The sequence below is a fragment of the Microbulbifer maximicatervae (SeqCode) genome (assembly GCF_052467825.1).
This window is the reverse complement of sequence record NZ_CP174327.1, coordinates 3,079,077-3,104,198: the sequence shown is the minus strand read 5'-3', so window position 1 is coordinate 3,104,198 and position 25,122 is coordinate 3,079,077. Positions and strand designations below refer to the sequence as shown.

The 25,122-nt window shown below is 45.2% G+C and carries 20 protein-coding genes; 6 read left to right on the top strand and 14 right to left on the bottom strand.

The genetic code is table 11. The annotated features are described in order from the left end of the window. Positions 1-193: 193 nt before the first annotated feature. The 3 genes from ACJJII_RS13795 to ACJJII_RS13785 are packed head-to-tail and all read right to left on the bottom strand — an operon-like array spanning position 194 to position 3,610. Positions 194-1,510, bottom strand: coding sequence for a sodium ion-translocating decarboxylase subunit beta (locus ACJJII_RS13795; protein WP_444916603.1), 1,317 nt, complete (start codon positions 1,508-1,510; stop codon positions 194-196). A gap of 19 nt (positions 1,511-1,529) precedes the next feature. Continuing rightward, positions 1,530-3,320, bottom strand: a complete 1,791-nt coding sequence (gene oadA, locus ACJJII_RS13790; protein ID WP_444916602.1) for a sodium-extruding oxaloacetate decarboxylase subunit alpha — start codon at positions 3,318-3,320, stop codon at positions 1,530-1,532. Positions 3,321-3,373: 53 nt separating this feature from the next. Further along, positions 3,374-3,610: an OadG family protein gene (locus ACJJII_RS13785; RefSeq protein WP_444916601.1), complete on the bottom strand. Its 237-nt coding sequence runs from the start codon at positions 3,608-3,610 to the stop codon at positions 3,374-3,376. 565 nt (positions 3,611-4,175) lie between these two features. Here ACJJII_RS13785 and ACJJII_RS13780 point away from each other — a divergent pair. After that, positions 4,176-5,180 carry a tRNA dihydrouridine synthase gene (locus tag ACJJII_RS13780; RefSeq protein WP_444896593.1) on the top strand — a complete coding sequence of 335 codons (1,005 nt, stop codon included), beginning with the start codon at positions 4,176-4,178 and terminating at the stop codon, positions 5,178-5,180. A 66-nt stretch (positions 5,181-5,246) separates the two neighbouring features. Here ACJJII_RS13780 and ACJJII_RS13775 read toward each other — a convergent pair whose 3' ends face one another. The 9 genes from ACJJII_RS13775 to ACJJII_RS13735 form a co-directional block, all read right to left on the bottom strand. Then, complete coding sequence (locus ACJJII_RS13775) at positions 5,247-6,032, bottom strand: outer membrane lipoprotein-sorting protein (RefSeq protein ID WP_444916600.1); 786 nt, start codon at positions 6,030-6,032, stop codon at positions 5,247-5,249. Next, entirely contained in the window at positions 6,025-7,239 is a 1,215-nt protein-coding gene (locus tag ACJJII_RS13770) for an ABC transporter permease (protein WP_444916599.1), read from the bottom strand. The genes ACJJII_RS13775 and ACJJII_RS13770 overlap by 8 nt, the downstream gene beginning before the upstream one ends. Beyond that, positions 7,227-7,910 (bottom strand): ABC transporter ATP-binding protein, encoded by a 684-nt coding sequence (locus ACJJII_RS13765; protein ID WP_444916598.1) that lies wholly within the window; start codon positions 7,908-7,910, stop codon positions 7,227-7,229. Before ACJJII_RS13765 ends, ACJJII_RS13770 begins: the two co-directional genes overlap by 13 nt. Before the next feature lie 23 nt (positions 7,911-7,933). Further along, positions 7,934-8,548, bottom strand: a complete 615-nt coding sequence (locus ACJJII_RS13760) for a hypothetical protein (protein WP_444916597.1) — start codon at positions 8,546-8,548, stop codon at positions 7,934-7,936. 346 nt (positions 8,549-8,894) lie between these two features. Then, positions 8,895-9,782, bottom strand: coding sequence for a hypothetical protein (locus ACJJII_RS13755; RefSeq protein WP_444916596.1), 888 nt, complete (start codon positions 9,780-9,782; stop codon positions 8,895-8,897). A 771-nt stretch (positions 9,783-10,553) separates the two neighbouring features. Next, positions 10,554-11,315, bottom strand: coding sequence for a LytR/AlgR family response regulator transcription factor (locus ACJJII_RS13750; RefSeq protein ID WP_444916595.1), 762 nt, complete (start codon positions 11,313-11,315; stop codon positions 10,554-10,556). Then, on the bottom strand, positions 11,303-12,310 hold the full coding sequence (locus tag ACJJII_RS13745; RefSeq protein WP_444916594.1) for a sensor histidine kinase: 1,008 nt from the start codon (positions 12,308-12,310) through the stop codon (positions 11,303-11,305). Before ACJJII_RS13745 ends, ACJJII_RS13750 begins: the two co-directional genes overlap by 13 nt. Before the next feature lie 12 nt (positions 12,311-12,322). Next, positions 12,323-13,492 carry a hypothetical protein gene (locus ACJJII_RS13740; protein ID WP_444916593.1) on the bottom strand — a complete coding sequence of 390 codons (1,170 nt, stop codon included), beginning with the start codon at positions 13,490-13,492 and terminating at the stop codon, positions 12,323-12,325. A 145-nt stretch (positions 13,493-13,637) separates the two neighbouring features. Then, complete coding sequence (locus tag ACJJII_RS13735; RefSeq protein WP_444916592.1) at positions 13,638-14,273, bottom strand: CHAP domain-containing protein; 636 nt, start codon at positions 14,271-14,273, stop codon at positions 13,638-13,640. Between the two features lie 377 nt (positions 14,274-14,650). On the opposite strand from ACJJII_RS13735, the gene ACJJII_RS13730 reads away from it, so the two are divergent. From ACJJII_RS13730 to ACJJII_RS13710, 5 genes are all read left to right on the top strand, one after another. Then, entirely contained in the window at positions 14,651-16,240 is a 1,590-nt protein-coding gene (locus ACJJII_RS13730) for a VCBS domain-containing protein (protein ID WP_444916591.1), read from the top strand. 22 nt (positions 16,241-16,262) lie between these two features. Further along, positions 16,263-16,559 (top strand): hypothetical protein, encoded by a 297-nt coding sequence (locus tag ACJJII_RS13725; protein WP_444896582.1) that lies wholly within the window; start codon positions 16,263-16,265, stop codon positions 16,557-16,559. 576 nt (positions 16,560-17,135) lie between these two features. Next, complete coding sequence (locus ACJJII_RS13720; RefSeq protein WP_444912558.1) at positions 17,136-18,218, top strand: efflux RND transporter periplasmic adaptor subunit; 1,083 nt, start codon at positions 17,136-17,138, stop codon at positions 18,216-18,218. Then, positions 18,215-21,316: an efflux RND transporter permease subunit gene (locus tag ACJJII_RS13715; RefSeq protein ID WP_444916590.1), complete on the top strand. Its 3,102-nt coding sequence runs from the start codon at positions 18,215-18,217 to the stop codon at positions 21,314-21,316. The genes ACJJII_RS13720 and ACJJII_RS13715 overlap by 4 nt, the downstream gene beginning before the upstream one ends. A 212-nt stretch (positions 21,317-21,528) precedes the next feature. After that, a complete protein-coding gene (locus ACJJII_RS13710) occupies positions 21,529-21,861 on the top strand; it encodes a hypothetical protein (protein ID WP_444905878.1) in 333 nt (110 codons plus the stop codon). Positions 21,862-21,925: 64 nt separating this feature from the next. Here ACJJII_RS13710 and ACJJII_RS13705 read toward each other — a convergent pair whose 3' ends face one another. Further along, a complete protein-coding gene (locus tag ACJJII_RS13705) occupies positions 21,926-23,140 on the bottom strand; it encodes a hypothetical protein (protein WP_444916589.1) in 1,215 nt (404 codons plus the stop codon). A gap of 158 nt (positions 23,141-23,298) precedes the next feature. Then, complete coding sequence (locus ACJJII_RS13700; protein WP_444916588.1) at positions 23,299-24,900, bottom strand: sodium:solute symporter; 1,602 nt, start codon at positions 24,898-24,900, stop codon at positions 23,299-23,301. Between the last annotated feature and the right edge of the window lie 222 nt (positions 24,901-25,122).

Genomic DNA, 25,122 nt, shown 5'->3' with positions numbered 1-25,122 from the left:
AAAATGAATTCTATCGATGGAGATGCTCTGTTGACCGGATAAACATACCTACTCCAGCTATGACTGCCTCTTCACATTATTTAAATCAGAAGAATCTATTTTAACCAGCAAAAGCGGACAAAATGCATTTGTTTTAGGTCAACAAAAAAGGGCGAACACTGTTCGCCCTTTCTTCCAAAGCCATGGATTTTGGTTACCCGCCAGTAAGGCTCCGCACCATACTGATCATCACACCCGCAGCCACCGCAGAACCGATAACACCGGCTACGTTGGGGCCCATTGCGTGCATCAACAGGAAGTTGTGAGGATTGGACTCGAGTCCCACTTTGTTGGACACCCGCGCGGCCATAGGTACGGCAGAAACACCGGCAGAACCAATCAATGGGTTAATCTTGTGCTTGCTGAATACATTGATCAACTTAGCCATCAACACGCCAGCCGCAGTGCCGATCGCAAACGCCACAATACCCAAAGCCAAAATACCCAGGGTTTTAGGATCGAGGAATTTGTCTGCCGCCAATTTTGAACCAACAGAAAGTCCCAGGAAAATAGTGGTGATATTGATCAGCGCATTCTGAGCAGTGTCTGACAATCGGGAAACGACTCCGCACTCACGCATCAAATTACCAAAGCAGAACATACCCAACAGCGGTGCAGCAGCTGGCAGGAACAGGGCCACCAAAATCAGCAGTAACATCGGGAAGGCAATTTTTTCCCGCTTGCTCACATGGCGCAATTGCACCATTTCAATTTTGCGTTCCTGCTCAGTGGTCAGGGCTCGCATAATCGGCGGCTGAATCATAGGCACTAGCGCCATATACGAATAAGCCGCTACAGCAATAGCCCCCAACAGGTCCGGGGCCAATAGGCTGGAAACATAGATAGCTGTGGGACCATCTGCTCCACCGATAATACCGATCGCAGCGGCATCCGCGATTGAGAAGTCCATGATTCCCGCTACCGAGAGACCCACAGCACCGAGCACCGTGGCAAAGATCCCAAACTGGGCCGCTGCACCGAGGAACAAGGTGCGCGGATTGGCGAGTAGCGGACCAAAGTCGGTCATAGCCCCTACGCCCATAAAAATTACCAACGGCGCAATGCCGGAAGCAATAGCTACGGAATAGAAGTTATACAGCATACCGTTATTGAAACCGGCATCCCGGGCAAACTCAGCTGCTTGTACTTGCACGGCTGCCGGCGCACTGGCCAGAGCTTCCTTCAGCGCGGGTAAAGCTGAAGTACTATCAAGACCCAGGATCTGGGCCATTTGCGTCAAAACAGCTCCATCTCCCTGGGTAAGGGCTGTCTCTGCGGCTGAGAGTGCCAAATCAGCACCGGGAATATTGGCCAGGATTCCGCCGAAACCGATAGGCACCAAAAGCAGGGGCTCAAAGTTTTTGCGAATGGCCAAAAACAGCAGGCCCAGGCCCACTAAAATCATAATGAACTGGCCCGATGCCATCTGCGCGACACCGGAGGAATGCCAAAGAGTAATCAGATTATCCACGTGTGACTCCTACCTTTGGCTATGCAATAGACAGCAGGGCATCACCCACCGCCACTGAATCGCCTTCTTTTACTGCCACACTGGCGACGTTACCGGCACGAGGGGCACTCACCACAGTTTCCATCTTCATCGCTTCCAGTACTAACACCGCCTGGCCTTCACTCACCTGATCCCCAGGCTTCACCATTACTTTGAAGATATTTCCAGCGAGAGGCGCATTAACCGGCTCACCTCCGGTAGCAGGCACGGAAGGTGCACTAGCTGCAGATGCGGGAGTACCACCGGACACAGGGGCAATATTGGTTAAGTCACCACCATCGGCCACAGTGACGGTGTAGCTCTGTCCCTCTACAGTCACGGTGTAAACTTCTTCACCTTTGTCGTTCTTGACTGCAGCACCTTCATTACCGGTAGGTACTGGCTCAAAAGCTTCTGGATTACCACGGTTCTTCAGGAACTTCAGGCCAATCTGCGGGAAGAGTGCATAGGTAAGCACATCGTCGATCTCCCCCTCACCATCGGTCAGGGCCACATCTTGTTCACCCGCTTTCTCTTGAAGCTCCAGGGTTAACTTGTCCAACTCTGGTGCCAACAGGTCTGCCGGACGACAGGTAACCGGATTCGCTCCATCCAGGACCCGGACCTGCAGCTCCTGATTAACTTCAGCAGGTGTCGCACCGTATTCGCCTTTCAAGACGGCGGCAGTCTCTTTAGAGATCGACTTATAACGCTCTCCAGTCAGAACATTGAGCACCGCCTGGGTACCCACAATCTGGGACGTGGGAGTAACCAGCGGGATACAGCCCAGGTCTTCGCGCACCCGGGGGATTTCCTCAAGTACATCATCCAGGCGATCTCCAGCGCCTTGTTCGCGCAGCTGGTTTTCCATATTGGTGAGCATGCCACCGGGTACCTGGGCCACCAGGATGCGGGAATCCACCCCCTTCAGGGAACCCTCAAACTTCGCGTATTTCTTGCGAACGTTACGGAAGTAGGCCGCAATTTCTTCCAGCAGGTTAATATCCAGCCCGGTGTCTCGCTCAGTGCCTTCCAAAATGGCCACCAACGCTTCGGTTGGGCTGTGACCATAGGTCATGGACATAGAGCTGATCGCGGTGTCCACGTTGTCGATACCCGCCTCGATACACTTGAGAGCGGTAGCCGTAGATAAACCGGTAGTAGCGTGGCACTGCATATGGATGGGGATGTCCACGGCGGCCTTCAAACGTTTCACCAGCTCGTAGCCCTCATAGGGGCGCAGTAGACCGGCCATGTCCTTGATCGCGATGGAATCCGCTCCCATATCCTCGATCTGGCGCCCCAGATCCACCCATAAGTCCATGGTGTGTACTGGGCTCACGGTATAGGAGATGGTGCCCTGAGCGTGCTTCTCTTGTTTCTTCACCGCAGCCAGTGCGGTTTTCAGGTTGCGCATATCGTTCATCGCGTCGAACACGCGGAACACGTCTACCCCATTGACTGCAGCGCGCTCTACAAACTTCTCAACCACGTCATCCGCATAGTGGCGGTAGCCGAGAATATTCTGTCCCCTGAACAGCATCTGTTGAGGCGTATTCGGCATAGCTTTCTTCAATTCACGAATACGCTCCCAGGGATCTTCGCCGAGATAGCGAATGCAGGAGTCGAAAGTGGCGCCCCCCCAGGACTCCAGAGACCAGAAGCCAACTTTATCTAGCTTCTCAGCAATCGGCAGCATATCGTCCAGTCGCAGTCGGGTAGCGAACAGTGACTGGTGGGCATCGCGCAGGACTACATCGGTAATCCCCAATGGCTTTTTAACCTCAGTCATGGGTTATCTCTCTCGGCAGAAATTATTGGAAATTGTTTGGAAGCGATTGGTGGTTAGCGTCTTTTGCGATGCTGTTTGATCGCAGCTTTAATCACCGCATGTAAATGGGCCTTATCATTCCCTGCGCTTGGGGAAGGCGTGTGGGATACGGGCTCCGCTTCGGGAAAATAGCGGGAGATGATTCTCGACATAACACCGGTACCGATCACCAGCAATAGCAGAAAAGTAAAAACAATTCCCATACCAAACAGGGTGATATCTAGCCCCTGTTGCAAAAGTGTTTCTTGCACTGTTTATTCCCCCTGGCACCAGGCAATAAAACCAGCCATTCCGGACGGTTTCATCTGTCCCCGTAACACTATGAATTTACGTACCTATTTATTCAGGACAGCTGAAACACCCCAATTGATATTTTGTGCATATGTAAAATCTTCGCTCACAATTAAACAAATTTATGTCGTACAACCAATAAACTTGCCCGAGAAAATCTCACTTAGCCCAGCCGTCCCAAATTTCTGCACATCGGAATCTTATTCCCTAGACCGGTAATTTCAACCGCCGCTGCACCTGATCCTCCCCCAAAAAGAGCGGGCACACAGGAAAAAATTCGTTAGTTCCAAAATGCTGATATTTTTCTATTATCAATACAAGTTGCTTTTAAAATCAAACACTTATTGGTTTCAGGGGCAACGGAGGGGTCTAAATTGCCACGCCCAATTTTGGTGCGAAACATCAATAGGCTGAGTTTATTTCTCCTACTTTTATATACTGAAGAATGATCGTTTTTGCGCCATTACAATAACTTGCTGATAGAATATGCGCCTTTAGATTTATGATTTACCTCTCAACTGACTTATGACCGACAAGACACCTACCCCAGAACCTACGATTTACCAGGCACCAATGGAGGGGGTAATCGACCATCACGTACGTGCCCTGCTCTCCGCCATTGGAGGGGTCGATATCTGTGTTACAGAGTTTGTTCGTGTTACTAATACTCGCTTGCCTCGCAGAGTATTCACCCGCTTGTGCCCAGAGGTCGACAAAGGTGCAAAGACCCCAAGCGGGATTCCAGTACGATTACAGCTGTTAGGCGGCAACCCCAATGCAATGGCAATTAATGCAGTAAAAGCAGTTGAGTTCGGTGCTACAGCAATTGATCTCAATTTCGGCTGCCCTGCAAAATCAGTGAATAACAGCGACGGTGGCGCCTGCCTATTGCAAAGCCCTCACAGAGTGGAAGCTATTGTAGGAGCGGTTCGCCGCGCTGTCCCGGAAAACATCCCTGTCACCGCAAAAATCCGACTGGGCTTTAATGATCGCTCTAGCTATATGGATAACGCCCAGGCCGCAGCAGCTGGCGGCGCAAATGAACTGGCAGTACACGCTCGCTCCAAAGTCGATGGCTATAAACCCCCAGCCTACTGGGAATACATCGGTGAAATTCGCCAAAAACTGGAAATCCCAGTCATTGCCAACGGGGATATTTGGACACTTGAGGAATTTCAACGCTGCCGTGAAGTAACCGGATGCGAAGCATTTATGTTTGGTCGCAGCCTGTTAGCCAGGCCAGATTTAGGCAAGCAGATAAAAGCCTACTGCTCAGGTGAGAGCTATACAGCAATGGGCTGGCAAGAGATTATTGAAATTCTTTGGGGTTACTATCAAACCACCCGAGAAGTTTACCCTTCCAAGTATCTGGGCAATCGTATTAAGCAATGGCTCGCTTACTTGAAATTGGCTTTTCCTGAAGCCCAATTGTTCTTTGATAAAATAAAACGTCTCAGGGAGGCAGAAGAGCTTGATAGAGCTTTTTCCGAAGAGCGGAAAATTCAAATAGCATCAATTGAGGCAGCCTAATTTTCCGCACCTCTGCCAGTATCGGAATTGATACTGGCAGAGGAAGTTACCCGCTCAGATCCACTCTCACAGATCCATTTTTGACTGTCGACTCAAGTATGCCGGATTGAAGAATTTTTCCGCTAACTGATGCGCAGTGCTACTTTCGTAGTGAACTCTGGTTTCAGTGGTAGCCTTGATGCCATCAACTAAAACCATCTCCTCCACAAATAGCTCTTCATCCTTTATCCCCGATACAAAATGCGCAACCTTAGCCAACTTTCCAGATTTCAAGTAAAGCTCCGCTTGGATAGGGAAGAGACTCTCACTATCAAGCCACAATGTTATCTTTTGATAGCTGGCTCCTTTGGTTTTTGCCTCCAGCTGAAGTTTGTGGGTCAATTTACCCTTTAGAATTTCACTTGCCTCGAACTGCCCCCGATAGTCCTGGCTCCAAGTCAAAGTGGCGATATCACCAATTGAAGCCTCCCCCAGCAATCTTTGCATCGGTGTAATGCGGATAGGGCGGCGGCTGCGGGGCATCAATAGCCAGTAGTTATCCTGCAGCATCAGCATTTTTTGCCCTTCTTCACCAATACCTTTAAATATCACCAATGATTTTCTCTCAGGGCGAGTATAAACATGGTAGCGATCTTCGCTTTCTAACTCTCCCTGTTTAAAAACCTGGATGTTGGTGACAACTTTTGAAGATGACTCTCCAAGACGATAGGAATCGGCTTTGGCCAACATGCTTTCTACCTGTACAGCGGAAAAATGACTTTCCTTCTCCTCAGTCCCAGCTGAAACAAAGGGAGAGAACATCAGCAACAAACCAATCGCCAAGCTAACTCTGCCTAATCTTAATTTATACATGGACCAATGCCTCAGTAATCGGTTTATTGACACCTTTCCGCGCCGCAAGGAAGGATGAAAAAACACATATCGCAGCTATTGCAACCGAAATCATCCAAGCCAAGTTAATAGAGAAATAAACAGTCAAAGGATACCCCGTTGTTTTTCCCGGAGGTGGCGGCATAGTAATGTCAAACATCATCAATCCAGCGCTTATCAGACCAGCCAAAATAACACCGGCTAAAGAACCCACTACAGCAAGTACTAAAGCCTCCAATATAAACCCTGTTATCAATTCCACTTTGGATGCACCCAATGCGGACAAGGTACCTATTTCCCGTGTTCTCTCTGTTACCGACATTGCCAGCGTATTGAAAAGCGAGACAAAGATAACCAGTGCCATAATGATTCCCATCAACCCAAAAATTCGATCATAAAGACTCTTCACTCCCTGATAGAAAAAGGCACGATCCTCCCAAGTTGTAATTTCCAGCTCTGGAACTAACTCGCGCAGCCTTTCCTGCAAGCTCGATATCTTATCAAGGCTGTAGCCATAAATTGCCATGGTTGAGACCCTGTCACTATCTAAAAGGAACTGCGCAGCCGGAACAGAAATATATACTTGACGCTTATCCATATCTGGAACACCAGTCCCGAAAACTCCCCTAACCTTAAAATCCATTGCATTGAGAGCCCCATGAACGGTAGAGGACATTAAAGTAATATAATCCCCGGGCCTTACATTAAGATTTCTTGCGAGATCCTTACCCAGCATAATCTCAGGATCACTGACATCTTCACGGCTTGATAAAATACCGCCCTCAGTGACATTTAGAAAAGGCCCCTTCACCCGAAATTCACTTGGCAATATCCCCTGACCTAAAAAAACAGAGGACTTGTCACCATTGGAAATTAATCCTTGCAGATAAACTCTAGGCTGCACAGCCTTCACATTTTCCTCAACCAACAAGTCCCTACGTAATTTATTGGCATTATCTAAACCAAGCTGAAGAGGAAAGTCCTCATCAGAAGAGAAATATCCCGGCTGTGTTAGCACCAAATGCCCCTCACTGCGCGCCGCGCTCTCTTTAAGGGATTGATACGTAAATAGGCCAAAACCTCCGGAGGTCATCAAGGCCGTTACCACAATGGAAATAATTGCAACGGCAAGAAAGCTTCTGCGACGATTGCGCAATAAATTTAAAACCGCGACTTTTAAGCGACGCATAAAGCACTCTCCTGCAGAATTACACCATCTTTCAACTCAACAACTCTATCGCAATGACGAGTCATTCGATCATCATGACTGGCAACAATAAAAGCTGTTTTTTGCTCCATTCCTAAATTTTTCATTAACTCAATAATTTGTTGTGCGGTAACACTATCCAAGCTGGCCGTAGGTTCATCGGCAATTACCAGTTTGGGCTGGTGCACCAGTGCTCGAGCAATTGCTACTCTCTGCTGTTGTCCACCTGAAAGGCGTTCTGGCCGGTAGTTGGCAAACTGGGACAGTCCGACATGATTCAACATGTCCATAACACGCCGCCTTACTTCACCTTCTTTCATTCCATTCAAAAGAAGTGGAAAGGCTACATTTTCAAAGGCTGTCATTACCGGAACCAAATTAAACTTTTGGAATACAAAACCCAACTGGGTACGACGGATCTTCATTGACTGCCGGTGGCTTTTTCTCAGCACCTCGCCGGCAAAGCAGACTTCTCCGCTGTAATCATGATCCAGTAGTCCGCAAATATTTAACAAGGTACTTTTACCAGACCCTGATGGTCCACACAGAGCTACCATAGTGCCTGCCCGAATATCCAGATTCACATCTTTTAGGGCTTGAAGTTGAACCTCACCGGAAGTGTAAGTCTTTTCAATATGAGTGAGCTGTAACATGGATTCACTACCTGTTCGCACTATTAGTCAGAGTTTTTAACATCACCACATGGATTTGATATGCCATGACTCTCAGCCTTTGCTCCCCATAAATTCACTAACTCCTTGTCACCCTCAAGCTCTGCAGCCTGCAATGCACCACAGTAAATCCAGTGAGTAGCGTCTGGCGGCATATATCCCATGCGTGGATCACCCATCAACTCATGATAAAGTTCAAACCCACGGTCAAAAGAATTAAAGAACTTTGGCACCTTAGTAAAAGTTGTTGCAGCAATTCCTTTGAGCAGCAAGTCTTGAGGCATCCCCTGAGAGGAACGACCAGGGTTATCCATTTCTTCAATTATGGTGAGCGCCTTATCCATACGGGCAATTCCATTCTCTGCATAACTGACCTTTCTCCAGGGCAACCAGCTTTCTTTTGCCATTAGAGTCTCACTAGCCCCCAGGTAAAAAAGTACAATAGGATCAGAAGGGTTATCTTTCTGTAATGTCTTAAAAGCCTCATAGGAGTCCTCTATCGCCGCCCCACCCTGCGCTGCCGCTTTTTGGTACAAACCTTCCATTTGTGCATCCTGGGCAGCAAGGGATGAAACGCTCACCCCAAGATTTAAAGCCATTATTACAAGTAACCTTTTCATTACACTTCTCCTTGCTTCTGAATTTCTGATAGATTACCTAGCATCCAAGTATCATTCAGGACAGTGCGATGAACTGTCTCTGGAGAGGATAAGAGGCAAAAACTTATGCTGAATGGCTCTAGAGGATGGATAGGTGGAGAATTACTGCACGCGAAGAGATACTATCGTTAAGGCGTCTAAATTTAGGAGAGTGTACTAGTTAGTAAAGACTGCGGAATCGCCAAAATATTGAAGACTTGGTAACTAAATTGATACTAATAAGATTGTGCGATGCAAATAGAGTGGATACAGATCAAAAGAGCAGTTCCCTTGATCTGTATAAAATATCAAATAAAATTTACAAAGACTAATCCACCATTGCAATATGGGTAATCATTTCACCGACAGACTGCCCCAAATTATTTGTAGCTATAGTACGAACAATAAAAACATCGTTTTCAACATCTAAGAGTTCTACTTTTATATCTACATCTTGTCCTGCCAGCGCTAAGTTGTCCGCACACAAATCCGCAGAGGTAACAATAAATCGAGCACTATCTTCACCTGTCAACCGCCTCAAAAATATACAACATGACTTAATAAGGCTCTGCGAGGCAATAGCAACGGGCAACGCTTTCACCCGATCAAAATGCCCCATGCACATTTCTGGAGTAACTCTACCGATACTTGCCGTCAGAGACATTAGATCAATATTATGTACATTAATATCAATACTTTTGGAGTAAGGATTAATATTGCTAATAACAGGAGTGAAAGCATGGATGCTATCACTATATATCTTATGGAAAGATCGCTCCCGCATTACATGATATTTCACGTTAAGCCGTGCCGCCACTTCACCGGCAGGGTCTAACAATTCAGCCTCAGCAACCAACTCTCTCTTATTGGTAAATACGGCTTTGGTTCGGGCCAGAAGGTGATCAGGGCGCATATCGGAAACAAAGCTATCATAAGTTTTCAAATCAGCTTTGCGCGCCAGGTAATAATGCTTGGATCTCACTGGATTGGCCAAAGCGCCAAAACAAGAGCCCAAAATTGCCAAGTGTCGACCAATCTCCGCGACATCCATTAAACTACTTTCATATGTACTTTGACATTGCACAGGCACTTTAGCAACAAGCCAGCCGTCAGCGTCAAAATGTAAAGCCTCTAGCGCAAAGTAGGGAGATTTCACCTCAATTAGATCCTCAACTCCTTCTACAGAAGAAGGATCCAACTTAAAACTATCCAACATAATTATTCCATTAATTATCGGAGAAAATTTACACACAGGTACTCACAGCAGAATACCTGGCATTACAAGAGGAAAATAGATTAGGCACTTTCGGGAAGAATGCAGCATATATACCTTCCCAGCCATTTAAGAAAATGTCCTAAAATAGAAAAACCATAAAGAAAAATCTTAGCCTATTTTACAAGCCAAATAAGCAGAAAATAGACCTTCAGGCAGAATCTCAAGCACCAGGCACAAACAAACTCAAACCCACCAAAATAGTTAATCTACAATTAAAAAACACTCCACCCCTCAAGTCGCGGGCAATTATGCCAATCAAACCCCTAAAGTAAATTACCGACAATTACAAAAACAACCCCTCAGTTCGCACAAGATTACTAGTCAAACCATATAGCAATAGCATAAAAATATATAAACAAGCGTCCAAATTCAAACCCAAACAGCAACCACCCTAAAGCCTTGGCAATTAAAACCCCATTAAGTTTGAAGCACGGCTTTAATAGTAATTCAATAAAACCAATATCATCTTTAACGCTATAATCTCTTATCGCAGTCCCGCCATATTACCCTTCCTTTCATCAGAGGCAGTTGGAGCATTTAGATTAAAGATCTCTCGACACCAAACCAATCTGAATGTCCGGCCATCAAAAATAAGGGGCGGTAAAGTTACTAAATCTTAAGTAGCAGATATGAATCTCTACTATGCATATCAATTTAAATAGAGGGGTCAACTTAACCCCCTAAGTTAAGACAAATATAAATTGTTGATCACTACATTGTTTTAAACAATGAAGCAGCCCTACGACTCACTGTATATTGACGCCCGTCATCCATCACCACAGATACACCGCCAGTTATTCCACGGCATACTTTTTGAATGCGCTTCACACAGACAATTGTAGAACGGTGGATTTGCCAAAATAAATCTGGCTCCAACTGAGCTAACAACTCCTTTAGAGGGGTTCTAATAATATGCTCACCCTGACCGGAGTAAACCGTCGTGTATTTGTCCTCTGCCACAAATGCCGAAACCTCATCGCAGGCAATCAGATGAATATCTTCGCCTTTGCTTGCCTTAATCCAGCGAAGGTACTCAGGTCTACTTAAGGAAAGCTGCCTCAGCAACGCCTCAATATCAGGTCCTGACTTTAGGTTACCCTCTTCCCGGTCTCTCAGGCGCTGCCGAATACGATCACATGCTTTTTCCAGCCGCTTGTCATCAATAGGTTTTAGCAGATAGTCGGCTGCCTCATGCTCAAAAGCACTTACAGCATACTCATCATAGGCTGTGATAAATACAACAATAGGACTTGTTTTTAATTTGCCAAGAGCCTCAGCAACAGCCAAACCATCCATTCCAGGCATGCGGATATCGAGAAAAACTACATCAGGCTCCTCTTGTTGGCATAGGGCTAACGCCTCGCGGCCATCACAGGCTTTACCTGCAATCTCAAGCTCAGGAAAAATATCGGCAAGCATTTGGTCAAGATGGTGACGCAATAAAGGCTCATCGTCTGCAATTATGGCACGCATGGAAACTCCAAACGGGCAGTTACCCCGCCCTGATTATTACTTTGTATCAGTAGCTTACCACGCTCTTGGTAAAGGGTAGAAAGTCGCTCCCTAATATTGCTTAGCGCAATCCCATTATGTTTGCTGGGGCTAAGTTTATTAGCTCCAGCAGCGAGCCCCACACCGTTATCTTCTACCTCAATAACCCACTGGTTTTCTTTCTGTTTCACCCGCAACCTGACCAGCCCACCTTTGGCTGCAGGCTCAATGCCATGAAAAATTGCATTTTCGACTAAGGGTTGCACAAGTAACGGGGGAACAAATGTCTCTAAACTCACATCCCCTGATAAATCAACTTCATACTCTAGCCGTTCCCCCAAGCGTATCTTTTGAATCTCCAAATAGCATTTCAAACTGCTTAGCTCATCCTTTAAGGATACCTGGTCGGAACGGGATTTTTTCAAGCTAATTCGCAAGAGGTCACTAAAGTTATCCAGTAGAACTTCTGCCTTTTGAGGATCGTGGCGAATAAGCATTTTCAGATTGGCCAGAGTATTAAATAAAAAATGAGGTTCAATCTGGCTTTGCAATACTTTTAGCTGGCTCTGAGCCAAAGTCTTTTGTTGCTCCATCTTTAACAATTCAGCTTCTTGCCGCTCCCTCTCAAATTGGTAAGCCTGCTCCCGATTAAGATGGACTTGATAGAGAAAAATGGAAAGAAGAATGGCAATAATTAAAAAATCAAGTGCCCGAAATTCCCCAAAACCCGATACCCACCACCAAGCATGTAGAGTTCCCAGGACAATTGCCGCTAAACTCACTACCGCATACTTTACTTTTGAGGGCCAGGTGGGCTTGAAAAACTCGACTACCTGCCTCGTGGATGTCGCTATAAATCCGTACGCCAGAGAAATTACGCCGTGAACTGCATAGCTCCCCCCCCAGATAGCCTGGGTAATTACCGCCACCACCACACAAATTATCAATGTACGTAAGCACTCTCTTAACAGATTCACCCTTAACTCCACTCAAAAAACAATAGTCGTACTCAAGGTAAATACAGCCTGGTTTTGAAGCTGCGCAAAAGCAGACTCATCAGGACCAGCAAAATATCTTACGGATGTTCCAAGTACCCAATCGTTCGCAATCTCCCTCTCACCCCCGATAGTTAAAATAAGGCCACCATCTTCAGGCGTGTATATTAAATCTACTTTTGGATGGTACTCATTATTGGTAAGCGTCCAATGTAAAAGTAAATTGTGCCTCAGGGTATTATCACTTAAAAAGGCCATCGCTGAGGATTGGCGAAGGCCATCCCACTGCACTCCCTGATTTTGGTACCACAGGCTGTTATCAAACACCTGCTCCCATTCGCTTTTCCCCCAGGCCCGACTATCAAACCAGTACTCTAAAATAACCGAATGCCCAATGCTGTTTGCCCATGTCATCCCTATAAGAGCTTGCCAGCCATCATCCATCTGCTCCTGTTTTGGCATAGCCATCAAAGCTGGGGCTCGCCAGCGCCAGTATTCTTGCTGGTAGCGCCATTCTGTATGGATCTCCCATTGCTCTCCATAAGTATTAACCCAGCTTCCCCCTAAGTTCATACCTCGCTGATCATCCATGTAACCCAGTAACTGCCACTCTGCACTAGTTCCAAGCTGATACCAGCGCATGGCAAATCCCTTTGGGTGGTCACCCCCAGAGGCCTGGCTGATACCGGCATCCACCAGCATTACACTTAGCTCTCCATTCTCAGTGAAACGACTGGCAGACACCACCCCAACTCCTTCGCTCACTTGAAGTGATACCGGATTCCGCTCTATGGGTAGAAACCAATCCAGCGGACGATGACCATAACCAACACCAAAGTCCAGGCGGCGTTTGCCCAGCAACCAATCCCAGTCCTGCCAGCTCCCCTGCCAGAAAAGCTCCTCAACTACCAACTCTAAGTCTTCACTGCCACCGCGCTCTGCCTGGTGGAATGCAGAGATCTGCCCTTCCCAAGCTTCATACTGTAGTGCCCCCTGTAGTAAAGCTTGCCGAGACACACTTGATTGCGCCTCAAAAAGTGAGCTATCAGAAGCGCGATCATAAGCGGCTGTCATCGCCAGCTCCCACTGTGATTCAAGGGCATCCGCCTGGCTAGTAGCACTACCAATCAGTAGAGATAGCGCCCAAAGAGAATATAGTTTCATAGTTGCCTCCATTCGTGGGAAGCACACTACCAACCTTCCAGGCCCATACCATCGGATAAGACCAGCGGTACTGGAATCAGATAAATGGCTTTTGACCGAGATTAATGGAGGGGGTTATCCATTAAATAACCCACTGAAAAGTTGATCACTCTTTACGCAACCATCCAAGAATACGGTTATTCTCTACATACCATTGCCCTGGGGGCATGAAAATAAGTGGGTAACGCTCTCGGGAGGGAGAAAATGGACCCGCGTTCTGCTGAATAACCTCCAGGGTAGCATTCTCTATATCTATCATAGAGACGATAGCCACATGGCCATAAGGGTTAAAGAGGGAGGGGCTATAGACAACAATATCGCCAATATCCGGAGGGGTATTACCTTGGTTACGAAACTGCAGCAATCCTCTTTTGGCATTCAAATTTCCATGCTGAACCGTCAGGTCAAAAAAATCTTTAGCGTGACCAAATGTATCCGGCATTTTGTGCCCAAATCGCTCGTAATAATAACGCTTAACAAACTCAACACACTGGTATCTTAGGCCAAGATTATAACCATCTGACGAAGTGTTGCGCTCTTCGACATTATTAACTCCGCCATTGTAATAGACCTCTACGCCGTGAAGTGAATCTATAACCTCTCCGATAGAATAAGTGGTATTAAGGTTTAGGCGGGTGACCAACAGATAGAACATCAATATCAAAAGCCCTATACCAGCCACAACAGTAATAAATCTACCTTTCCTTCCACCTTCTTTTGTTTTTTCAACGGAAGACAACATCCATGTTCCTCACTAATCGATCCCAATGATAAGTACCCCGATTTCAGCACCGCCAGTGGAAAAGGCTTATGGAGCTAAGTACATTCTACGTTCAAATATAGGTCTCATTCCTTTATCCTACTCATTACACCTAGTTAACTTTTTGAACCCTGTCATCAATTGCTCAAACGGGGTTCATACTACTTACAGGCGCTAATAGCAATTGATCCAACACCGTCACAACCTGCCAAAAAAGCGATAGCTATTTTGCCTTAGGTGACCCAGAATCCAAATATAGTTATTTAACTAATAATCAGCAGGAACCGGGCCACTGAGCAGCTGTCCATCAATTACAAATCGCCTTGCTCAATTAGATTAAGAAATACGTCGAGTTTGTCATGCCTGATACCCTAAAATTCCTTACAGCATTCAGTTTATCGGTTCTCCTTACAGCTTGTGGAGGAGGATCCGGCAGTAGTAATTCCAACGATGAGACTACTGAAACCGAAACAAGTACCGACGGCGGAGACAACAGTGGTTCTGATGATTCCGATAACGGGGACGACGACAGTGATGAAGAAACGGGGGGCTACACTTTTAACCCCAGTAGTCCCCTGGCATCACTTATCGTAGGGACACAAGAGTATGCCAGTGGCACTCTCAGCCTCGAAGATACCGATAGTAATAGCCCCACTTTTCAAGCCAGCAGTGTGGCCGGAAGCTATGGAGATTTTACTCTCTATGAAAGTGGAAACTGGGAATATCAATTAAACACCAGTTCCCAGAGTTTGAATGATGGTGAGTCCGTGGAGGACACTATCTCTTTCCAGCTCACCGATGGCAGCACCCTCTCCGTGGTGTTCTCTATTCAAACCATCGAAGCCACAGAAAGCAGCATTGTTTTTATCTTTATGAACTTCTCAGATGCCGCCGTAGAAGCTGATCTAAGCATTACCCAAATTGCAAATATGGCTTTCAATGACACAGATTCTCTTGATAATGCCTACCATGAAAACTCCCTGGGACAACTAAAGTTCAGCCGCCATCTAAGCAATGACACTTCACTAGATCAATACTGCTACGGTGAAGACAATGATGAGAGCACTTCTATAGACTGCTTTACCTACAGCATTGCCGACAGCCAGAATGGTGGTGTACTGAGCATCGAAGATGCGGAATCTCGCTCGGGCAGTGAATATAACGATAGCGGCTATACATGGAGAGATAGGGCAACCAGCTGGATCGAAAGCAATTACCTAGACTCCAACAACCAGCCCGTAGAGCTCAACGATTGGCGTCATCGGGTCTACATTTTCCCGGAAGCTGCGGCCAGTGCAGGACTGGTTGGCACGGGAGTCGCCTCTGTCGGAGGCCGCTGGAGCATGATAATTGCAGATAGTGATCAACTGATTATGGGCCATGAAATTGGGCACAATATTGGCCTGAGCCACGCCGGCAATGACGATAATAATGATGGGGATACCAACGATAGCGGTGAGAGTGAATATGGTAGTGACGGCTCCCTAATGGGCAATGCTTGGCAATCACGACTCTTTGGAAGCGGCCATCGTGACTATATGGGCTGGTATGACTCATTCCCCGGATACACTGAAACTATTGAGGCGGTCGCAGGCAGCACCACTAGTATTGAGTTTCAAGCCATAGAACTTACTGCTGGTGAGCTTAGTAGCGATCTACCTCAACTCTTAAAGGCCGAAAGTATTGGTAGCAGGAATGGAGAAAACTACTATTACATCGAATACCACGTCGAGCACGACACCCTCAACCCCCGTCCACACCACGAAAATGCGGTAACGGTTCACTATCTTAGCGGCACCAGTAATAACAATGTTACCGCCAACCAGGTAGCCACACTGTCAACTACCGGGGACAGCTTTACTGACTCATCTGCTGGGATCACTATTGAATTCCTATCCACTAACAACAGCAACAACTCTGCAACTGTTTCTGTAACTTACGATGAATAATTTAATGGGGAGTACGACCGCAATGAAAAATCTACCCTTAGCCCTACTTCTCGCCCTTTCCTCTTCAGCAATTGCCGAAGAGACTGTAACTGGCGTGTTAGAGGAAGAGATCTCCGAGAACTTTCAAACAGGAGAAGTGGATCACCGCTTCTCCGTAAAAGATGAAACTACCGGTGACTACTACTTTATCGACGCCAAAGAGGCAAAGCAGAAAGGTATGCAATCTGGTGAGCGAGTACGTATTCATGGAGAGCGAGAAAACAAACGGCGTTTTCGTATACGTGAATCTCAACGCCTGGAGTTAAGACGAGAGGAGTAACGCCCTTTCTAACTATAGTTTTAACTCCTACCTCACAAATTCCGCATAGATCAAGTCGGGTGTACAGAACATTATCAGTGCACCCGCTTTACATAACACCAATTAGCCTACCATTTGGCCACCTCAGACCTAGATACATTTTACTGACCACATTATTAAAGTTAATTATTTAAGTCCTATAATATCGGCACATCTTTACCATTTAGGTAAGTTACAAACAGATCTATTCAAATTACGCCGATAGAAAACCCGAGCAGGCAAGTCACTCTAAAATTCACAACGCCACTCCCGCCGTCATTTCCAGCTGAGCATATAAGCGCTGCAATATATGCAGTAAAACCTAGTTTTTGGCGCCAAAGACATCCATTGTGAAAGTTGACATTTTACAAAATTCTAAACATGAACAACTCACCCCTTGTAGATTTCATCTTACCGCACCGAGATTGCAGCAGATAGCTCATCCAAATACCTTTTAGTCAAAAATAATACTAAAGGCACTACAGTCTCTTTAATTTTTAATACCAATTACCGCTCTTAAACAATTAATTCAGAAACAAAACCGACCAGAGCCTCAGGATGAGAAACAGTAAAATTAAAAAGCTCTTTATGGGTAGCATCCCACCTATTCTGTTAATTATTGGCTCCAATAGCCTTGCCAACGATAGCCGCACAGTGCTAGTAGAAGCAGCGCAACCCTGGGAGCAAGCTATTAGAACAAAGTTATTTTGCTCTGTATCATCCCCTGCCCTACATCAAATATCTAGTCACTCAGATGCTGAACTTATAGAAATAAAGCCTGTTGGCTCCATTATCAAAGCTGGTGAACTAGTAGCAGCCCAGGATGACTTTTATCTCTCCCAGCAAATGAAGATCATTCGCACCGATATTGAATTAACACAAAGCCAGCTTAACTATGCAGAAGAAGAACTAGGTAGACTGGAGAAACTTCGCTCCGCCGACATGGTTTCTCAGTCTCATTTAAATAACCTTAAGCTCAATGTGGACACCTATCAATTAACCAAGCAAAGACTCGAACAACAACTAAATACAGCTGAATATCGTTCTAAACGACTACTGCACTACGCAAAAACCGATAGTCAAGTTTTAAGCATAGAAGCTAATCCTGGAGAAAACCTCAACCCAGGACAAAGAATTATGCAGTTACTCCCACTAACTGAAAACCAAATTGAATGTAGTCTCCCTGAAGAACACATAAATAAAGAAAGTCTGCTAAGCAATAGCACCTTCAAAATTAAGGAGCAAGATATTGAACTCAGAAATATCAGCCATATAGTAAACCCAGAAACACAGAACTTTAATCTCTACTTTAAAGTAAACAGACAAAAATTCAAATCCTTACTGGTTGGACAGCGATTTGAAATAACTATGTTTACCCCTTTCGCGGGTCATAGCGAGCAAGAATACATTACTAGAATTCCTAGTGACGCCGTAATTCTTGAGAATGGGCGACAATATAAGGTTTGGACTCTAGACAACGACCAAAGAGCAGTTAGTACCAGGGTGCAAATAATAGATACTCTCGATAATTACTTTGTTGTACGTTCAAGTATTGCTCCTGGCGATCTTTTGATTGTACTGGGTTACGAAGGATTACAGCTCAATGAAGCCGTTACTCCTACAAAGAGGGAAAACACATGAAGTCCCTGGAGAAATACAGCTCAATTATCATCTGTTGTACCTTTACTCTAATAATAGCCGGAATTATAACCGGGATAAATTTACCAAACGCCCTACTCCCATCCATTAATCGCCCACAAATTGCACTCGCAACCTCCTGGCCAGGAAAGACCGCAGAAGAAATAGAACAAATACTAATTGCTCCGCTAGAACAGGAACTCTCCAGCCTAAGCCACCTAAAAGAATTGCAAACCAATGTTAATAGTAGCTGGGCTTGGACCGTAATTGACTTCCATTCGGAGGCAAATATGGAGAAAATGTATATTGAGGTCCTCTCCAAAATCAACCAAGTACCCAATTGGCCAACACAAGTTCGCACACCGGATGTATTCAATTTTGCAAATGGTGCAGGGGCTACGCTTGGATCCTTTTTCCTATATTCTGAGAAGCCAGCTAGCGAACTTAAATTAATCGACGCGTTTATAAATCATGTAAAGCCAGCCTTTAGCAAAGTTCCTGGTGTACAGTCCATTGAAGAGGCCGGCACACCCACTGCCCAAAGGGTCGATATTGAGTTCGATCCAGAAAAGATGACTCGGTACTCTTTAACCATTAGTGAGATAACCGAAAATCTAAACAATTTAACGGATCGCTCGGGAGGAAATCTAAAAATTGGATCAAAAGATTATGCCCTTCATTTTAAGGGGCAGATCCCACTAGAGGAACTTTCAACGCTACCTATCGCAACACGAGAAAGCCAAATCATTCAACTCTCGGATATTGCTTCGGTAAAAGAGCGTGTAGCTTCAGATTGGTTATATTTTGCCCTTGAAGGCAATAGATCTCTATACTTCTACCTACGCCCTACCGAAAATGTCAATGTTCTAGAAACTATCGCCCAGCTCAAATCAACAATAGAAGAATTAAATGACGGAGAGTTAAATCGATTGGGGATGAAGCTCGCCATAAGCCGGGATGACTCCACGGGTATTCGGAATTCCCTCAGCCTGGTATACGGAAGCCTCTTGCTGGGATCACTACTCGCCTGCCTGGTCATTTATTGGTTTTTACGTAACCCCAGAACTCTAACCCTAATATTTCTAAGCATTCCCATTTGTATCTCTCTGGTGGTTCTGGGAATGTATCTTGGAAATAGAAGCATGAACGTTGTTTCACTTGCAGGGATTGCACTTTCTATCGGGTTAATGGTCGATGCAGCAATTATTGTCGTAGAAAACATTCAAAGACTGCGCAAGCAGGGTATAAATATTCAGGAAAGTATCACGCGGGGAACCAAAGAAGTTTCGGGCTCATTAGTTTCATCTACAATCTCCAGTGTTATCGTGTTCCTGCCCATTATTGCTATGCAGTCAGCAACAGGGCAGCTTTTTCAAGACCTGGCCTTCACAATTTCAAGCGCATTATTAGCATCACTATTGTTTGCTCTACTAATACTACCCTCATTGGCCAGACACTTACTTGGAAAAGCAGCAATTGCTGAGGAGGGATCCAGTAGTATTAAAATCAATAAGGTGCTTGAATGGTGGGTGAAGCTTTCTATCCGTTCTGCAAGCAATCCTAAGCTAGCCTCCACTGTGATTTTGTTAGGATTACCCGTCGCACTCATCGCTACCTTCTTTTCCAGCCCTGACATTGATGTCCTCCCAGACCCTAAACAAAATATGGTCTCTGTTTATATCAACTTTGAAAGTCCTTTATCCACAGAGACCATAAGAAATGAAATTGGGGAACGGGTCGTAAATAGAATCACAGCCAATAGAGAAGAAATAGAGAACCAAGTTTCAACCTATGGAATAATTTGCAACCCAAATAATTGCAATCTCTATCTATACACAAAAGGGGACTGGGATTTTGAAGAACTAAAGAGTTGGCTAAATGAAAAAGCTCTCTTTGGACTAATTGGGACTCGAATACATTTCAGGCAAGGTGGTTTATTAAGGTTTGCCCTACCCAACAACCGTATTAGCCAGTTAGATATCAAAGGGGCAGAGCTATCTCGACTACAGATGGCCGGGAGTGAGCTGATGAGTCATTTACGCTTAGAATTTCCAGAAGCGCAAATTCAAGAGGGAAGCGCACTTCAAAATAGAGCGGTTCGTATTGAATTCCAACCCAAGCTAGTACAATTAGCTCGTTTAGGTATTACAATATCGGAATTAAATCATCATCTGATGGCTTTAACCGATGGAATATATATTGGGCACTTCTATACGGGAACCAACACTCTTCCTTTTTACTTTAAAGCAAGAGAACCGCAAAATCTTGAGACGCTCCTAAATACAGAGATACTGATTAACAGTCACGGCTTTATTCCTCTACGTGAATTGACCGACGCCAAAATCACTCAAGCGCCAGCCAGTATACTTCGTGTCGGCCAGGAAGTGAGTGCATCAATAAACTTAACTCCTCCCGAAGGCGTTGCCATGAAGTCATTTGTCGAGGATGTTGATCAATCTGTGAAAGAGTTTCTATCAGAAAGTTCCTACAATGATCTTCATACACAGTTTAGAGGTAGCGCTAATGAACTCAGCCTGTTCCTCAGTGAGTTCCTGAAAATTTTTGCAGCAGCTATCGCAGTATTGGCCTTATTAATGTATTTCGCCCAAAGGTCCGCAAAGTTAGCAGCAGCAGTACTCTGTGCTGTACCCTTATCATTTGCAGGCGGAATGATTAGCTTACAAATTTTAAATCTATTTACCCCCCAAAGCCTGGATGTAATAACCATGATCGGCTTTGTAATCTTAATGGGACTGGTAGTTAATAATGCGATACTACTCGTCAACCAATTTAATAAGTCATTGCAAAACGGAGCCAATCAATTGGAGGCGATATATATGGCTGCCAGCTTGCGTGTCCGCCCCATTATGCTTACAACAATTACCTGTATCTTTGGCAATATCCCTTTAGTGCTTAACCCCGGAAGTAGCGCAGCTATCTATCGCGGTCTAGCTGCGGTTATTACTGGCGGAATGGTGTTTAGCGCCTTATTTGTCTTGGCATTTATGTCTGCTTTACTATCACAAAGGCTGTTTAGCCCTCATACATCTGACACTACCCAAAAGAGTGAGTTGAAACTGCCAGAAGCCTCTACTGCGTGATATCCCTCATTTGACCTCAATTTATTCACGCCCAAACTGGAAGCATTATTTTTGTGCCAGAATGGGCGTTAATACCTACTCCGAAAAGCACTTTGCGACGCAGTGCGCGACTTATTCAAGTGACTTTATTTGCTATAGTTTTATAGGATGTAGTTAACCAACATGGAGAGCAAAGGTTTAATTACCACTTATAAATTGGTAAGGAATCAAGGATGAAGTCTCTAATATATTTACTTTTGAGTATCCCATTTACACTGCCACTTATCAGCGATGCCGCTTGGACAGAGAAGGCGCAAATTTACTACTTAAAAGTACACTCGAATGGTGTAGATGTCAGACTTAGAGGATTTGTCAATCCAGAGACAGAGGTGAGCTGCGTGAGCAAAAACACCTTTTTTCTTATCAATGACGACTCTGCCATATACAACACCAAAGTATCTTTTCTGCTTTCCGCTTATATGTCCCAGAAAACTGTAAAGTTTAGTTATTACGGATGTGAAGATGACAGGATTCGCTTAGGCTCAATCCGGTTTCATGATGAGTAGCCAAATCTCATATGATTGACTGGCCCTTTATAATTTGGGCCAGTCAATTCTTATCAATATCAATCTAAAAAATATCCGGATCATCTATCAAACTTGCATTTTCCAACCCATAGTACTCGATCACCCAAGCATAACTCTGGTATATCTCATAACGAGTCGGATAGGCCCGCCCCACTTCATCCCAGCGTTTCCGCGCATTGGAATAGCTGGAACCTTTGATAACTCCTGACAACTCGAACTCATCACCATTATGGGGATTCATGACCGTTGTGGTATAGGGAACTTCAACCTCGCTATTTTCCACCATCATCCGCGCCATCATCAATCCATAGGCGGGTACATTAGATGGCATGGCATCTTTAACAGTTTCCTGGTTGCTTTTGGTCGATGTTTCCCCAACGGTCGTTGAAACACTAAAAGTCTCAGAAAAACTGAATGTAATGGAGCCACTATTTTCAACAGTGCCGGGAACACCGACTTTGTAACCCTCGGTCAAGCTAACTCCAGCAGTAACCGAAATACCCATAGTATTAGTCCAGGTATCTGTTTCACTCTTCCCGTCGGTATACCAGACTTCTGTACTGTCGTTTTGGGCAATACTGCCAGAGTTCTCAAGTAATCTCTCACCAAAGAATGTCCTGGTATTGTTGGGGGTTTCCACAATCTGATCCCAGTGAATCTCTACGCCAGATTCCACCAATTCCAAACGATCCGCAACGCAAGGGTAAATACTCCAAACTTTACTATCACTCGCAGTACCAGCAAATCCAACTACTGACCGGGTTCCAATACTTAGATGGTATTCCTCCCACTTATACCAGCCATTATTACCTCCAAGGGTAATATCACGGGTTGAGTTATCAGCCATGTCTTTCAAGTAGACTCGAATCCTGGAAATATTGCCATCGCGCTTTTTATAGAAGCGCCAACCCTGAATATATTCGGTAGCACCAAGCAACTTTCGATACCCGGAGATAGTGGTTTTACCAACCTCCTCATCTCCTGCATATAAGTATTCGAGTTTTAACCCTTTGATTCTCTCATCACCGCTAAAACTGGTTATAGCGGTGATCTTATCTCCAGGGATTCGGGTGGTAACATAGCTATCGCACATATCGAAATCGCTACCATTCCCACTCTTACCATACTGAAATATTGTATCGTACCTTAGGGTCCCACCATTATCTGATGTATTAAAGTACTGATCCAAAATATTTTCTGTTGCACTAATCTGCACAGAAGCCAATAAACCTAACATCGCTGTGACGAAATACTTCATAGTCAACACCTTCTTTATAAGATTATTCTTTTAAACGGATACAACTATCTGAGTACAACCTTTTGTCAACTTCGTCCGTGTCCAACCCTCCTGTATTGCCTTTATTGTTTAAGTTTTCCATCCTGTGGGGTGAAAAATAGAAGTAATCTGACTTCGCGCTACCAGAACGAACCAACCACCAACGCAGTAACCACAAGCAGTAGCACAGACTGAACTCGATAGTTTTTCCATAGTGGCTGTGCTTTCAGGGATACGGTCTCAGTGTCAAAATCACTTTTAGACCAAGTGAAAGATTTGGCTTCTTCGCTAATCTCAGTAGGATAAAGTAGGCTGGCAATCACCAATACCAGTGAACAGAAGACAAATAAAATTGGAGCAATATAGAGGAAATGTAAGTTTGTCCAGTCGAAGACTTCATTGACAAAAAAGAGGCCAGCACCGCCCAAGGTGCCTAACAGCAAAGTAGCCATAGCTCCCTTGGAGTTAGCACCACGCCAAAAGAATCCGATCAGGAAAAGTGCCAGTACAGGGGGAACTGCATAGGAAAGTACCTTCTGCAGATACTGGAATAAGGAACCAAAACTCTCAATTTGTGGTGCCCAAAGTACGGCAAGTATCATAAAGATAAAGGTGACCAGCTGACCTACACGCATTAACTGGTGCTGGTTTAGGCCCGGAAAAAACTTCCGCACAAAGTCCATGGTCACCAGCGTGGAAGCTGAATTAAGCGTGGAATCAATTTGCGACATTAGTGCAGCAACAAAACCTGCCAACACTAGCCCCAGGATACCAACAGGCAACAGCTCAAATAACAGAGTGGGATAAACCATATCTGCGCGCTCTAGCTCGGGGAAAATAACAATCGCCATAGTGCCAGGCAGAACCATGATAAACAGCACGGGAAGTTTGAGCAGACCGGCAAATAAGGCTCCCCAGCGGCCGTGATTAACATCTTTTGCACTGAGTACCCTTTGCACCATAAATTGGTTAGTACACCAGAAATAAAAGCCCAGCAAAGTGACTCCCGTAATTAGCCCCAACCAGGGTACGCTCGAATCACCAATGGGCCGTATCAGACTCAATTGTTCCTCGGAGACCTGGGATACAACATTTTCCCAACCTCCTGCGCGATCCAGGGCAAAAATACTGATCAGGATTGAACCAAATATCAGCAGCAGCGCCTGAATGGTGTCGGTATAAATAACCGCAGCCAAACCTCCACAGATGGTGTAGATACCCGCGATCACCGCCAAAATTGAAATCGTGGTCCAAATTGGTAATTCAGGAAATATCAATTTCATTACCAGGGCCCCTGCATAGAGGCTACCTGCAGTATCAACCACAATATTCAGGAAAATAGTCAATCCCGAAAAATAAGTGCGCGCGGTGCTGTTAAAGCGACGCTCAAGCATTTCCGGCATTGTGTAAATGCGCGAGCGAAGAATTGTGGGCAGATAGAAAACGGCAAAGAAAACCAGGATAACCGCCGCCATCCACTCATAGTTGAAGACCGCTATGCCAGTGCTGTAAGCATCTCCGGCCAAGCCAATCAAAGTGGTACTCGATATATTGGAAGCGAACAGGGATAAGCCAATCAAGGGCCATACCATTTTTCTCCCAGCCAGGAAGTAGTCTTCTGCAGTATCGTGGCGGCGACTTAGGAAGAGCCCAAGGCCGATGGTGAAAACAAAATAGACGACCAAAATGGTCGCATCGACTGGGTGAAGACCAAAATCGACCGGCATAACTTCCTCGTTCACTGCTAGCAGCGTATTTTTAGAATGATTTGCTTGAACTTGGCCAAAAATTAAATCACAGTGGTTTAATTAAGTAAAGCCAAGCTTCAATAAACAAAAAAAGCTATATTAATCAATAGGTTATATAAACTACGATCTTAGTGCCAACGAAGTCAATAGACTAAGCAAAGGCTTTAAAGTTACACTTTTAACAATAGAACCGGACAATCAGTGGCCGGATCAGAT